Origin of the sequence: Sphingobacterium bambusae (genome assembly GCF_033955345.1) — a bacterium.
Lineage (GTDB): Bacteria > Bacteroidota > Bacteroidia > Sphingobacteriales > Sphingobacteriaceae > Sphingobacterium > Sphingobacterium bambusae.
Genome location: NZ_CP138332.1, coordinates 1382081 through 1397239, shown reverse-complemented (window position 1 = coordinate 1397239; position 15159 = coordinate 1382081). Strand labels below are relative to the sequence as shown.

The window sequence follows — 15159 nt, the reverse complement described above, 5'->3', positions numbered from 1 at the left end:
CCTTAGTCCTCCGTTTTAAATCGTTGTTTTACTTTTTCGTCCAGTGTTTTGAAGACGACGAAAAGCATAGGTATAACAAATATGCCAAAGATGACGCCGGCGAGCATGCCACCAGCAGCACTAAAGCTGATGGAGTGGTTTCCTATCGCCGAAGGCCCTACAGTCCACATCAAAGGTATTAGACCGGCCACGAATGCTAAAGACGTCATTAGAATAGGACGTAGTCTCAATTTTGCGCCCATAATTGCCGCGTTGTAGACACTCATGCCTTTCTCGCGCTGCTGCACCGCAAATTCGACGATAAGGATCGCATTCTTTGCCAGAAGACCAATCAACATGATAAGCCCGACCTGAACATAGATATTGTTTTGTAAACCAACGAGCAAGACGGTCACGAAGACCCCTATCAACCCGACCGGGACAGAGAGGAGCACGGCCCAAGGCAGAATATAGCTTTCATACTGTGCGGACAGCAAGAAATAGACGAATAGCAAACTTAGTCCGAAGATCAAAACCGTTTGTGACCCCGACTGCGCTTCTTCAAAGGACATACCAGTCCATTCATAACCATAATTTCCGGGCAATTGTTCATCGGCGAGCCGTTCTATTGCTTCCATCGCATCTCCAGTACTGTAGCCTGGCGCCGGCGTAGCGTTTACCGTGATGGAGTTGTACAGGTTGTAGCGCGAGATCGTTTCTGGGCCGATCACCTTCTTGAGCGTCATCAGCGTACCCACCGGTACCATTGCGCCGTTTTTATTTCTAACAAATATAGAGTTCAGCGACTCGGGGTCGGTACGGAAGTCAAAATCCGATTGCATATAAACCCGATACGTTCTGCCGAAACGGTTGAAGTCGCCCGCGTTGACGCGAGCAAAATACATCCGTATGGTGTTCATCATCTCCCGAATATCGACACCCAAACTTTTTGCTTTCACCACATCGATGTCTGCCTCATACTGTGGGAAGTTGGAGGCAAATGATGTGTAGGCATTGGCGATCTCGGGCAGTTCGTTGAGCTGGTTGATCAAGGTATCGGCCACAAGGTCAAAATCGCGGATATCACCACCCAAGCGATCCTGTAGAACGAGCTCCAAACCGGCGAAATCACCAAACCCTTGAACCGTAGGACGGGGGAATACTTTAAAAGTAGCCTCGTTGATTTGAGCAAGATCGGCGCTTACACTATCCATAAACGCATCAATGGCGGGAATATCTTCGCGTTCCTTATGTGGTTTTAGGTTGATGTAACCCGCTGCAAAGGCCGGGCTTGTACTTCCATCCAAGGCGTTAAATCCGGATACAGTCGTCATGCCGGCCACATCATTATATTTTTGGAGAATACTATCCGCCTTGCGCAATACCGTAGTGGTACGCGAGAGGGACGCTCCCGGAGGCATCACCAAGGCGTAGGTCACAAACCCATCATCCTCGGTAGGGATAAAACTTTTTGGTGTTTTTACCAACAACAACACGCCTATGGCACTGATGGTGATTAATCCCAGCCAAGCGATCTTTTTATGGCCTATTAAGAACTTTACCGCCGTAATATACTTGGACGTCAAGCGATCAAACGATGCGTTAAATGCTTGAAAGAATCTTCCTTTGTATTGGTTGAACTTGTTTTGTTTTTTCGTATCCTCCAGTGCTTCCTCGCCATGCTTTACCGGTTTGAGCAGCAGTGCGCAGAGAGCCGGACTCAAGGTAAGCGCGTTAAGCGCCGAGATCAGGATTGCCGTTGCCAACGTGTAGGCAAACTGCCTGTAAAAGATACCGGCGGGACCCTCCATAAACCCAACAGGCAGAAATACCGCTGCCATCACCATGGTAATGGAAAGAATGGCACCCGTGATTTCCGACATCGTTTCAAGCGTTGCGGCCTTGGCCTTCATGCCGGTGTCGTGCATTTTTTGGTGTATGGCCTCCACAACAACGATGGCATCATCCACCACGATACCGATGGCAAGCACGAGGGCAAACATCGTAAGTACATTCAACGAAAAGCCAAATAGACTTAAGAAGAAAAAAGTACCGACCAAGGAAACGGGAATGGCAATCGCTGGGATCAAGGTAGATCGGAAGTCCTGTAGGAAGATGAATACAATAATAAATACCAAGATAAAGGCTTCGAATAGCGTATGTTTTACCTGGCTAATAGATTCATCAATCTGATCACGCACGCTATAGGAAATCTCATAATGTATCCCTTTGGGAAACGATTTGGACATATCTTGCAGTACTTCGCGCACCTGCATATCGATAGCATGCGCGTTGGATCCGCTGGTTTGCGTGATGTTGAGCGTTAAGCCCGGAAACCCGTTCACTTTATTGTCGCTACCTAAGTTGGTGGCACCGAATTCTATCCGCGCAATATCTTTTAAATAAAGTACCGAACCATCTTTATTGGTTTTGATGACCATATTTTCAAACTCTTCCGGTTTGGAAAACCGTCCTTTATGCTTGATGACAGTTTCGAACACCTCGTCGGATGTCTCCCCGAACTTACCCGGCGCAATCTCGAAGTTTTGATCGCTTAGGGATTTGGTGATATCTTGGGGCACTAAATTATAGACAGCAAGCTTTTCCGGGTTAAGCCACACACGCATGGAATAATCGCGGGCACCGATACGAGACACTTGCGCTACACCGTCTACCCGTAACAATGGACGGATCATATTGATCTGTGCAAAGGCCTGTAGGAAGGTTTCATCATACACCGAATCTTTATGATCCGAGTATAGGTTGATCGTCATAATGGCACCGCTTTGGCGAGGTTGCACAGTGATACCGTTTTCGTTTACCTCTGCAGGAATTGTACTAATAGCTTTGGATATCCTCGTTTGCACGTTGACGGAAGCAATATCGGGATTGGTTCCCGTTTTGAAAAATACCTGTATTGAACCGGCGCCAGAGTTACTAGCTGACGAACGGATGTAGGTCATATCTTCCACGCCATTAATGGCTTCCTCGACAGGTAGCAAAACACTTTCCGCTACGGTCTCGGAGTTTGCGCCGGGGTAGCTCAGCGAAACCACCACGCTTGGCGGCGCGATTTCAGGAAACCGGCTGATAGGTAATGTCTTTAAACCGACCAATCCGAGGATCACGAGAATCAAGGAAACCACAGTAGCTAGAATGGGTCTATTGACGAATGTTTTTAACATAAAAGTTTTTTATAGGGGACATATAGCGGCTAGCCCTATCGAAAAGATACGGATTAGCCGGCATGGAATATTACTAGGAATCTGCAACTAATTCTGCTGGATAGGAACGACGCTGGAACCATCGGTAATCTTATCCAAGCCAGACAGGAGCACACGGTCGCCGCGGCTTAATCCCGAGCCCACGATATAATTGTCTTTGCTTTTTCCTTTTATCGTAATCGAACGTCTTTCCACCTTATTGTTGTTGTTGAGCACATAAACAAAGGTACGATCTTGCAGCTCACTGGTTGCAATTTGTGGTATTTGGATAACGCCGCGTTTTACTTCGGATATTTTTAGGGTACCAGTGCTACCGTTACGCAGGATGTTTTCAGTGTTTGAAAAAGAAGCACGTAAGGAGATGGCTCCCGTGGTGCGATCGACCTGTCCGTTTATTGCATCAACGCGTCCCTTTTTAACGAATTCTTCCCCATCGGCAAGAATCAACGTAGCTTCTGGGAAGTTCAATTGATTATTGCTTAATTTGATGCCTGCAGCACTATCTTGCTTTGCCTTCAATTTCGTAAAATAAAGAAAGTCCGACTCATTCATCGAGAAATAGACGAACACCTCTTGCACATCAGACAGTACGGTTAAGGGCTCACTATCGCCTTTACCCACTAAATTACCGATACGTTTCGGTATTCTTCCGATGTAGCCACTAACAGGAGCAGTCAAGATCGTAAATTCCTTATTGATTTGTGCACTGCGCACGGCCGCTGTTGCTTGATCGAGCGAAGCCATTGCTACATCGTACTCTGATTTAGCGGTTTGCAAACGAACGTCAGAAATAACGTCATTTTCGACCAGTGGACGTAAGCGCTCTACTTCTAGCTTGGCATTTTCAAGCTTTGCTTTGGCGACGTTCTGTGTGGCCACCATGTTGTTCAAAACTTCTTGATATGCGGACGCGTCTATCTTGAATAATTTCTGTCCTTTTTGAACAAAAGAACCCTCATCCACATAAATTTCCTGTAGGATGCCTTCCACCTGTGGGCGAACCTCCACATTGACTTTTCCTTCAATAGTACCCAAATAATCTTTTACGGTAACGGCATCACTGGTATCAACCGTGTGAACAGGCAGAGCCAACGGTTTATTGTTGTTTTCTTTTTCTTCGGATCTACCCGTGCTACAATTCGTCAGCGCGATGCCGGCTGCTAGAAATGTGCAAAGGAAAGCAAACTGTTTTAACTTAGAATTTTTTAAATTCATCTCTTCTTGTTATCTTGTATGACCTGTAAAAAATTGTAACGGTTTAGTTACACGATATTTGCAAGTATAACACTTTTTATTGGGAAAATGTTGTCTCTTTAACAATTCTTAACGTTAATTTCATGGGCGCATAATCCCATTTAGCAGTCTATTTTCGATGTTTGAGTAACAATATATGGAGTACGTGCATCATATTTTTGCGTTTGTTCAGGAGTGGTATTGGATTCCTTTGTTGGCGCTATATTTTGGGGTGATCAGTACCATTCTCATCGAGAATAGAAATCCGACGAAAACCATATCCTGGGTTTTGGTTATCGCGTTTTTACCACTCGTAGGCTTGGTGTTTTATTACCTATTTGGGCAGAAGTTCCGCAAAGTAAAGCGCATTAAGCGCGTCAATCAGGCGCAGGCCATTCGTTTGAAAAAAGAGTGGAGAAACCTAGAGCCTTATATGGAGCAGGACATCGCCCACATCAATGCAAGCATAGGCAACCTGTCGCGGGTATTTACTTTCTTAAAAAACGAACGCCTATCGTCGCCAACTATAGGTAATAAAGTGACGCTTTTGCTGAATGGCGAACGTAAATTTCCAGATTTATTAGACGCTATAAAAAATGCCAAACATTCTATACATTTAGAATATTACATCTTCGAGCTGGACAATATCGGCCATACGGTGTTGAACGCTTTGGAGGCTAAGGCGCTTGAAGGGGTGCAGGTTCGTTTGTTGGCGGATAGCTTAGGTTCATCTGATTTAGTGAAGTACTTCCGCAAGCGGCAAGATGTGGGCATTGCTTTTAAGCCTTTTATGCCGGTGACATTTACCTCGCTGGCCAACAGTAACTACCGAAATCACCGTAAAGTAGCCGTGATCGACGGAGAGATAGGTTACGTTGGGGGAATTAACATTTCGGATCGTTATATAAACGATGCTAATAAGATCGATCAACGCTATTGGCGAGATACCGCTGTGAAAATTGAGGGGCCTGGCGTAAATATGCTGCAAATCGGATTTTGGAATTCATGGAATTTGGCCGACGGCCGGCCTTTTCTGTTGAGTGATGGTTATCTGCGTAATACCCTTTCTGAGGAAAAGAAAGGGAAGGCGGCTACTTCTTTTGTGTCTAGCGATCCGGCTTCGGTAGCTCCCTATAATATGGAGGCCATGTTGATCGCCATTGGGGAGGCGGATAAAAAAGTACAGTTGGTTACGCCCTACTATGTTCCGAGTGATGAATTGGCAACTGCATTGCAAGTTGCTGCCGCAGCAGGCTTGGAAGTAGAGCTGATGTTGCCCGACAAATCGGACTCCTATATTGTGCAACATGCCAGCCTTTCGTTCATCAAACCCTTGCTGGAGCGCGGTGTAAAGGTTTATTTTTACAAAAAGGGATTTATACACGCTAAGACTATCAATGTAGACGGTAAACTTTCGTTCATCGGAACGGTGAACTTGGATATACGTAGTTTTTACATCAACTATGAAATTGCTGCAGTGATTTCGGATCCCGTGGTTTGCAATGAATTGGAAGCGCAGTTTGAGCTTGATAAGGCCGATTGTGTGCGGATGACCTTGGCCGAATGGAAGAAGCGAAAAGCGTGGAAAAGAGGGCTTGATTCCATCTGTCGTTTGCTAGCACCACTGTTATAAGCTGTTAAATTATTTATTATTGCAATAAAAATCAATATATTTAGCTCCGCGAAAAATGTGTATATTGATGAAAAAACTCTCTATTGCGATACTTGCTGTTCTCTTTTTTTGCACGTCCAAGCAAGTTGTCGGCCAACAGTTACCAACGATTCCTATTAATACCGTTGTCGAAAAAGTACAGAAATATTTTGGGGTTTACCCGGTCGAGAAGGTGCATTTGCACTTTGACAAACCTTATTATGCAGCAGGTGATACCCTCTGGTTCAAGGCCTATTTGAATCATAATTTGTATGAGTACGCACCCAGTAAGATTATCTATGTCGAGATGCTTTCCAGCAAGGACTCCTTGATACAGACTTTACGTATTCCACTAAAAGACAATGGCGGAAAAGGCCAGTTGGTGTTAGACCCTCAATTTGTTGCACAAGACAACTATCGTTTTCGGGCATATACAAAATGGATGGCTAATTTCGATCCCAGTTACTTTTATAATAAAATTGTGCCGATCGGTGATGCGATCAACAAAAAGCTCGGAGCGGAGATCAGTTTCAACCCAGAAGGAACGAACAAAACCAAGGCCAGTATTCAATTTAGGGATCGCTCGGGCAATGTATTGGGGCGTCGTAAAATAAGCTGGGAAGCTATTGACGGCTGGGATCCATTTGATAAAGGAAAAGGTGAGACCGATGATATGGGAAGGGTAAATATTAACTTGACCATCAAAGATCGGGAATACCTGAAAAAAGGACGACTGATTGTGAAGATCGATGGTACCAAGTTGGATCCGGCTATTGTGGGCAACTATTCGTTGCAGCATGCGCTTTGGGATGCCGATGTGCAGTTTTTTCCGGAAGGAGGTGATTTGCTTGCTGGTATTTCCAAGAAGGTAGCTTTTAAGGCAAGCAATACCGTTGGTAAGGGCGTTTCGGTGTCGGGTAAGATTATCGACAGCAAGAAAAAAGAGGTTGCTGCGTTCAAAGATCTAGCCATGGGAATGGGATCATTTGATTTTCTTCCTGTTTTGGGCGAGAAATATAAAGCGGTTGTGTCTTTTGATAATGGTGAGCAACGTACAATAGACCTTCCTGAAGTGAAGGCCGAGGGTATCAATGTGGTGCTGTTGAAAGATGACGGTGCCAATCTACAGGTGGGCTTGATCGCCAATGATGCCTTCTACGAAAAGATGACCAACCAACCTTTTTATGTGTTGGGGCAGTCTAACGGACATTTGGTATATGCAGCGCAGGCTACCTTAAAGAATTCTTCTATTTTAGTGAATATCCCAAAAGACAAGCTTCCAAATGGTATCGTGCAATTGAGTGTTATGCAACCCGATGGGAAATTGATTAGCGAGCGTCTCGCTTTCAACGATTCGCAGCCGCTGCTGGATATCGCTGTGAAGACAGACAAAACTGATTACAAGCAGAAGGAAGCGGTTAAGCTATCGCTGCATGTCGCTGCACAGGATTCGTTAAAGGGAAATTATTCCGTTGCCGTAATCGATGAGTCGAAGGTACCTTACAACGACGATCAGGACTTGGGGATTTTAAGTAACTATTTGTTGACTTCCGATCTGAAGGGTTACGTGGAACAACCCAATTATTACTTTAATCCGAAAAATGAAAGTCGGCAGGAAGCGCTGAATAACCTCCTGATGACGCAAGGATTTCGACGTTTTTCCTACGAAGATCTGTTGGCGGAAAAATATCCGCAGGCACGCTTTATGCCGGAGCAAGGTATTTCTATAAGCGGTACGTTGCGGTTGAATACGGGGCGCACCTTCCCGAATGGGGGGCTGTTGCTTTCAGTGCCTGCACGCAATTTGCGTAAAGATACCTACACCGATCCCAATGGCCGTTTTTCGTTTGATAATCTCGTGTTTCCCGATTCCTCGAAAGTGACCGTCAGCGCGCGCGGTAATGATAATTTCAGGAATCTCGTGATCAATATGGATGGGACAGAGTTTCCGGGGATCGATCAGGGTAACCCTTACACCGGAAACAATGTGCAGAATATTGACAATGAAATGAAGGCCTACCTCACCAATAGCAAGAATGAATACCGAACGTCCATTTTGATCGACGAGATCGAAGTAACGGGCGTGCAGCGCAAGTTGGTAACCAGTAAGGAGTTTTCATCGCTATCTGGCCTCTCTATGCCCGAGCACCGTATCGAAGGTGATCGTATTACAGGCTGTAATGTGCTGACAATGTGTTTGTCGACCTTGCTGACCGGTATTACCTACGACAATCAGACACTAAAATATTATGTGTCGAGAAACTACAACCAAGGTAGCCGTGTTCCTGTCCAGTTTTTCCTCAACGGTATGCCTATCGATGAGCCTTCTCTAAACTCTATACAGCCTGCTGAGATTGAAGCTATCGAGATATTCTTGCGCGATGAGTTGGGGACGGTGAGCCGCACCTACCAGAACGATGGTGTGGTATCGATCATGACGAAGAAAACGGACCAGAAGAAACAGCCTCGTATGTCGTTGTCGGAAATAGAAAGTTTGCTGCCAAAAACTAATATTATTGACATGATACCTTTAGGTTATGTAAAAGAGCGACAGTTTTATGCGCCGAAGTACGAAACCGCGGATAGTAAGAATACAAATGACTACCGCACAACGATCTATTGGAATCCAGAAGTGGTGTTGGATGCTGACGGCAACGTTACGTTGGACTTCTTTAATGCCGATGGAAATGGTAAGTACAAAGTAGTGGTGGAAGGTCAGGATCAAGCAGGATCCATAGGCCGAGCCGTTTATTACTACAATGTAAAATAGCCATGCTGACGCGCCAAGGTGCGTATCTATCAACAGCGCCTGTTATGCTTCATAACAGGCGCTGTTGTATTTATTTTCTTTTGTTTTTTTCGGTGTCGATTTCCAGTTCGGTTTGTTTGACTAGCACCGCATACGAGGTTGGGATAATGCCTTTGCCATATTTAATGGCGTATTGTTTCGTGAATTCGGCGCCAAAATATAGGATAGCGGCGGCATAATAGACGAAGGCAAGCAAGATGATAACCGAGCCTGCTGCGCCGTATGAGCTGGCTGTCGCGTTGTTTGTTAGGTAATAGGATATCACCGACTTACCGAGTAAAAAAAGCAGGGTCGTGAAAATAGCACCCCAAACAATATCGCGAAAACGTACTTTAGCATCGGGGAGAAAGGCAAATATAAATCCGAAGAGGGTTGCAATGACCAAGAACGATACCGCGGAATTTACCATCCCCAGCAGTTGTATGTCTAGGTCGGGCAGGTATTTGACAATGTAATTCATCAATATGCTGATTACGCTACTCAGTATCAGCGAGGTCATCAATAGAAATCCAAGACCCAAGATCATAGAAAAGGAAATCAAGCGATCGATAATGATCTTTAACCAGCCTTTTTTTGGCTTCGCTTTAACACGCCAAATTTCATTAATGGAATTTTGGATGTCGACAAAGATGGTGGTCGATGAAAAGATCAATGCTCCAATACCAACGTAGACGCCGATGCTGTTCTTGTTCTCAAAAGAGATACGTTTAATGGCAGCGTCGAGCATATTGGCAATGTCATTGCCAAAAAGCTGGTTCAGCTCCTCCATGATTTCGTCGCGCGCTCCAGTGGGGCTGTCCAGTTGGCTGCCATAGAAAAAGCCAAGGGCCCAAATCAAAATCAAGATTAATGGACCAATGGAAAATACCGTGTAATAGGCTAAAGAAGCACTTTTTTTTAGGCATCGATCATCGAGAAAATCCGTGATGGTATCGAACAGGAGTAAGCCGAATCCCTTTAGTTTTTGCCCTAGTGTTTCTTTTTCCATAGTTTACTACTCTTCGTATATTTTATTAATGATAGCTTCCGAGTTTTTGAGTATTACTTTTCTTTTCAGGCTGAGCTTCGGTGTAAGCTCGCCTCCATCGATTGTCCATTCTTTCGGAAGCAGTTCAAATTTCTTAACTTTTTCCCATTGTCCAAAATCATTGTTCAAGCGATCCAATTCTTTTTGATATTTGTCGATAACCTCGGCATTTTTAATGAGCTCTTCCTTGGATCCGAAGGTGACTCCCTTGTGTTTAGCCCATTTTTCCAGCTCTTCAAAAGCAGGAACAATAAGGGCTGCAGGGAAGCGTTGGTTTTCGCCAACCACCATCACTTGAGCCACGAGGGTAGACTCCATAAATTTATTCTCCAACGCTTGGGGTGCCACGTACTTACCACCCGCTGTCTTGAACATTTCTTTTTTACGGTCGGTTATTTTTAGGAAACCGTCCGATGTAAGTTCGCCAATATCGCCTGTATGGAAAAAGCCGTCGCTATCGATCGCTTCCTTTGTGGCTTCGTCATTCTTGAAATAGCCTACGGTAATGCTGGGCCCTTTCACCAGTATTTCGCCATCACTGGCAATCTTGACCGTTAAGTTTTTGAGCACGCGCCCTACCGTACCAAATTTCACATCGGTTTCCACATGTGAATTGACCGCAATAACAGGAGATGTTTCCGTTAAGCCATATCCTTCTAGCACCTTGATGCCGGCAGCCCAGAATACGCGTCCCAAGCGTTCTTGCAATGCTGCGCCGCCTGAAATGATCAGCTCGATGTTTCCGCCCAGCGCTTCCTTCCATTTGGAGAAAATTAACTTCCGCGCAATGCCCAGCTTGAGGTTGTATAAAAAGCCATTTTTAGGTGGTTCTTGATAGCGATGTCCTAGATCCAAGGCCCAAAAGAAAAGGCTTTTCTTGACACCGGTAAGCGCCTTGCCCTTTTCCACAATCTTGTCGTAGACCTTTTCCAATACACGTGGAACCGTGGTAAATATCTGTGGCTTCACATCATTAATGTCGACGACGATGTTGTCCAAGTTCTCTGCATAATAGATCTGTATTCCTTTGGACAAGTACAGGTATACCACCATCCGCTCAAATATATGGCATAGGGGAAGAAAGCTTAATGCCGTTTTCGCATTGGCCGGAACGAGGTGCGAGCAAGCCTCTACGTTGCTGATGATATTACCATGCGTGAGGAATACACCTTTGGGCTTGCCGGTGGTGCCGGACGTGTAGATCAACGTGAGCAGGTCGTCGCCATCCACCACGGCGCGAATTGGTGCGAGATCGGTATCCAACGCTTTTCCTTGCTCGAGAAGAGTTTCGTAAGATGCCTTTCCATCAACCTTGTCAAAGGTGTACACATCGATTTCCAAGTGATGGTCTTCTATGGCTTGATCGATCTTCTTGGTCAAGTCGGCATTGCTGACGAACACCAGCTTGGCTCCAGCATCGTTCACGATATAGGATAGATCTTGTGCAGAAAGTGTGGGGTAGAGGGGAACGATAGCGACGCCGATTTGGTTGCAAGCGAAATCAACAATATTCCATTCGGGTCTATTTCCGGACATGAGCGCAACTTTGTCTCCTTTTTGCAGTCCCAACGAAAGCAAGGCTTTACTAAGATTGTCTATACGATCTACGAACTGCTCGGTGCTATATTTGACCCATTTTCCGTCTCGCTTTCCCGCAACCATCATGTCTTGCGCATACTGCGATTTATACCTATCTATAATGTCGAATAATCTAATCAGCTTACTCATACGCCTCAAAAATTAAGTGGTTTATAAAATGTGTTATTGATACTAATATAATGTTTTACAGCCGAAAGAGCGAATTGTTCGAAAAAAATGTAAGTAAATCATAACAGATTTTAACTTTTTGAACGTTTAAAAAAATATTACTTTTGGTGTACATTAAAACTTAGTAAATACATGAAGAAAGCAAATTGGCTGTTATTGACCCTTGGGATTGTGTTATTTTCATTTGGACGTGCTTCCGCACAGCTGGATACCCAGCATGCTGTTGGTGGTCGTTTCGGTAGTGCCACAGGTTTCTCTTACCGCTATACGTTGGCGGAAGACCGGGCTGTACAAGGTATTATGAGCTTGCAAAGTAATTCCAAATCAAGACGTTTTCGCTTGGTCGGATTGTATGAATTTCATAAACCGTTAGCGGAGAATTTTACGTGGTTTTATGGTTTTGGTGGTAGTGTGGGCAGTTTTCGATACAAGGATGTGGTAGAGACGACGACCAATCCTGACGGTTCAGTTACCACGCGAAGAACAGATCCAAAGTCGGAGCTAGCCCTGAGTATCGACGGTATCATTGGGGTGGAATATGCTATTCCGACAACGCCTTTATCGATTTCGTTGGATGTGAAACCTTACTTTGACTTTTTACAGGAGAGTTCGATCAAGTTGATCGATCCTTTGGGATTGACCATTCGGTATAAATTTTAATTAAGGGCTTTTGGAAAGTCGGGTGGGGGCTATGGCTGCCCACCCGACTTTTTTTATTCGCTTATGGAAAGCCATATTTTACCCAGTGCTTTTACCGTGCTGCTAGCATCAGACTTGGGCTGTATGCTCCAAAGTTGTTTATTGTTTCTGCGAAGAGGGCTGTGGATGGTGCGAATGCGGCCATCGCGCGCGATAAGGATATCGATGATGTCGTCTTCTTTAGCCTGTTCCAGCATAAATTCCATCTCTTTTCCCGCAACATCTAAACGGCTACCATTGATGGCAATAAGTTCATCATTTACGTTAAGGCCAGCATCCCAAGCTGCGGAGCCGCGTTCCACGTTTTTGACGAAGATGCGTCCCTCTTGTTCCTGATAGCGTATGCCTAGCGACAGGTCGTGACTATCCTTGTTGAGATCGATTAGTTCGTAACCCACAGCGGCAAAAAAACGGTTGTAGTCCAGTTCTTCGGTATGGTGTGCCGCCTCAAATATTTCGGCAAGATCAAGACCGGTCACCTGCTCGGCAAGTTGTTGGAATTCGTGCTCTTCAAATCCGCGTTGTTCTTTCTTATAGAAAAGGTTATATGCAGCACGCAGCACATCATCGAGGCGCTTCGTACCTTCTGTGCCCGCGATGATGTGGATGTCTAGTGCGACAGCGAGTATAGCCCCTTTATTGTAATAGGAGATGCTGCTGTTGATAGAGTTTTCATCAGGGCGGTATTGTTTGATCCAGGTGTCAAAGCTTGCTTGGGCTGCCGATTGCACGCGATGCCCAGCACGGTTGTAGACCAAGTTAAATTCGTTGGCTAGCGCATTTAGATATTCTTTTGCCGAGAAGAAGCCACAGCGACGTATGATGAGGTTATCGTAGTAAGCGGTAAACCCTTCCATGATCCAAAGTCCTTCGGTATAGTTTTCCTGATCGTAGTCGAACGGACCGAGCGCCTTTGGGCGTAGTCTTTTAACATTCCAAAGGTGGAAGTACTCGTGGGCAACCAAGCTTAGGAAATTTTTGTAAGCAGCGTCTATCTTATACGCATTTCTACTAGCGCCCAACACGGTAGAGTTGATGTGTTCTAGTCCTCCGCCCCCACTTTGGTAATTATGCGTGATGAAAACGTAGTTGGTATTGGGATTTTCGCCCCATATTCGGGTTTCTTCCTCGACTATTTTCTGTATATCTGCGCTGAGCTGCTGCTTGTTGTAGCTACCACCGCCCACCATGGCAAATTCATGGGCTACATTTGCTGCGTCAAAATGCCAGATGTCTTGATTTCCTATTTCAATAGGCGAATCGAAAAGGATATCGAAGTTATCCGCGGAGTAGTGCAGCTCGCCTGTGGCGGATTTGGGAAGTCCTGTGGATACCTGTTTCCATTTTTCGGGTAGATTGATCTGTATCGTCGAGGGATGTTCGAGATGCCCATCGGGGTAGAGGAACGTGCCGGCAGGACTGATGAAAGCATGGTCTGCATCGATAAAATTTGTGCGTACCGATATTTCGAAACCATAGACCCGGTATCGGATTTTAAGTCTCTCATGCGGGTTTTCTACACGCCAGGTATTTTTCGCCAGCTTTTCGAAGTGTACGGGAAGTCCATCTGCGGAGGCTTCAAAGCCTTCGATATGTCTAGCAAACTCACGAACGAGGTAGGAGCCCGGCGTCCAAACGGGCATCTTCAAATCGATAAATTTCTCTTCAAAGTGATCGATGTCCATTTCGATTTCTACGTAATGTGCTTGGGGTTCCTTAAAAGAAAGGGAAAAATGTATAGAGGAGCTTGACATGGGCCGTGCTATTTTCAGAATTGTGTACGCACAAAACTAAACTTATTCTAGCGGACATCCAACCGTTAATAGAAAAGGCACTTAAAATTGTACGTTAGAATTTGTATCTTTGGGTATAGATAATTTTTGATAACAGCATATGATTTTAGTCGCCGATAGCGGTTCTTCAAACTCGGACTGGATGCTCAATTTGCCGGACAGCAAGCCCTTGTCTTTTCGTACAAAAGGTTTGAACCCTTTCTTTGTGAACGAGAAGGAAATTGCCAAAGTGATGAAAGAGGTTCCGGAAATATTGCCCTACGCCAACGAAATACATGAGGTTTATTTTTTTGGGGCAGGCTGCGTGACGCCGGATAGAAGGGAGATTGTTTCGAACGCGTTAACAGAGATTTTTCCTACGGCCTTTATATCGGTGGAAAGCGACTTGTTGGGCTGTGCCTATGCCACCTGTGGTGATAAGAAAGGTTATATCTGTACTATCGGTACAGGATCAGATATCGGCTTTTTCGATGGAGAACATCTCCGCACAGGCGTTCACGGTGTTGGCTATGTGTTGGGCGACGAGGGATCGGGAGCTTGGTTTGGGAAGCAGCTGATCACATCATTTCTATATGATCGTATGCCGAAAGATCTGGCTAAAAAGTTTGCTGAGCGCTATCGCTTAAATAAAGATATTGTAATCAAAAATGTGTATCAGCGTGAGCGTCCAAATGCTTATTTGGCATCCTTTGCCGAATTTATGGCCGAGAACAGGCTGCATCCTTACATCGACTCCCTGTTGCGGAATGGCTTTGACGAATTTGTGCGCACGAATGTGATGACCTATCCAGACTACTGGGAATACAAGGTGCATTTCGTGGGACGTATCGCCTACCATTTTGATCTGCAGCTGCGCGAGGTATGCGAAGTCCTCGGTGTCAAAGTGGGGTCAATTTTAAAGAGCCCTATGGAACATTTGTTCCATTTTGTTGTTGATAGAGAAACGAAGTTAATACAAGAAAGATAAGTAGTATGAC

At 45.1% G+C, this 15159-nt stretch carries 9 protein-coding genes; 4 read left to right on the top strand and 5 right to left on the bottom strand.

Annotation, left to right across the window (positions count from 1 at the left end):
• Positions 1 to 2: 2 nt before the first annotated feature.
• Complete coding sequence (locus SCB77_RS05945) at positions 3 to 3164, bottom strand: efflux RND transporter permease subunit (RefSeq protein ID WP_320185517.1); 3162 nt, start codon at positions 3162 to 3164, stop codon at positions 3 to 5.
• A gap of 87 nt (positions 3165 to 3251) precedes the next feature.
• Positions 3252 to 4418, bottom strand: coding sequence for an efflux RND transporter periplasmic adaptor subunit (locus tag SCB77_RS05940; protein ID WP_320185516.1), 1167 nt, complete (start codon positions 4416 to 4418; stop codon positions 3252 to 3254).
• 175 nt (positions 4419 to 4593) lie between these two features.
• On the opposite strand from SCB77_RS05940, the gene cls reads away from it, so the two are divergent.
• Complete coding sequence (gene cls, locus SCB77_RS05935) at positions 4594 to 6069, top strand: cardiolipin synthase (RefSeq protein WP_320185515.1); 1476 nt, start codon at positions 4594 to 4596, stop codon at positions 6067 to 6069.
• Between the two features lie 67 nt (positions 6070 to 6136).
• Positions 6137 to 8857, top strand: a complete 2721-nt coding sequence (locus SCB77_RS05930) for a carboxypeptidase-like regulatory domain-containing protein (protein WP_320185514.1) — start codon at positions 6137 to 6139, stop codon at positions 8855 to 8857.
• A gap of 70 nt (positions 8858 to 8927) precedes the next feature.
• Here the strand turns inward: SCB77_RS05930 and SCB77_RS05925 are convergent, their stop codons facing one another.
• A complete protein-coding gene (locus SCB77_RS05925) occupies positions 8928 to 9884 on the bottom strand; it encodes a YihY/virulence factor BrkB family protein (RefSeq protein ID WP_320185513.1) in 957 nt (318 codons plus the stop codon).
• Positions 9885 to 9890: 6 nt separating this feature from the next.
• On the bottom strand, positions 9891 to 11651 hold the full coding sequence (locus SCB77_RS05920; RefSeq protein ID WP_320185512.1) for an AMP-dependent synthetase/ligase: 1761 nt from the start codon (positions 11649 to 11651) through the stop codon (positions 9891 to 9893).
• Between the two features lie 171 nt (positions 11652 to 11822).
• Between SCB77_RS05920 and SCB77_RS05915 the strand changes: the two genes are divergently transcribed.
• Entirely contained in the window at positions 11823 to 12350 is a 528-nt protein-coding gene (locus SCB77_RS05915) for a hypothetical protein (protein ID WP_320185511.1), read from the top strand.
• Between the two features lie 53 nt (positions 12351 to 12403).
• On the opposite strand, the gene SCB77_RS05910 is transcribed toward SCB77_RS05915, so the two are convergent.
• Entirely contained in the window at positions 12404 to 14143 is a 1740-nt protein-coding gene (locus tag SCB77_RS05910) for a M61 family metallopeptidase (protein ID WP_320185510.1), read from the bottom strand.
• Between the two features lie 139 nt (positions 14144 to 14282).
• Here SCB77_RS05910 and SCB77_RS05905 point away from each other — a divergent pair, with 139 nt between their 5' ends.
• Positions 14283 to 15149, top strand: a complete 867-nt coding sequence (locus SCB77_RS05905) for an N-acetylglucosamine kinase (RefSeq protein WP_320185509.1) — start codon at positions 14283 to 14285, stop codon at positions 15147 to 15149.
• Positions 15150 to 15159 lie beyond the last annotated feature (10 nt).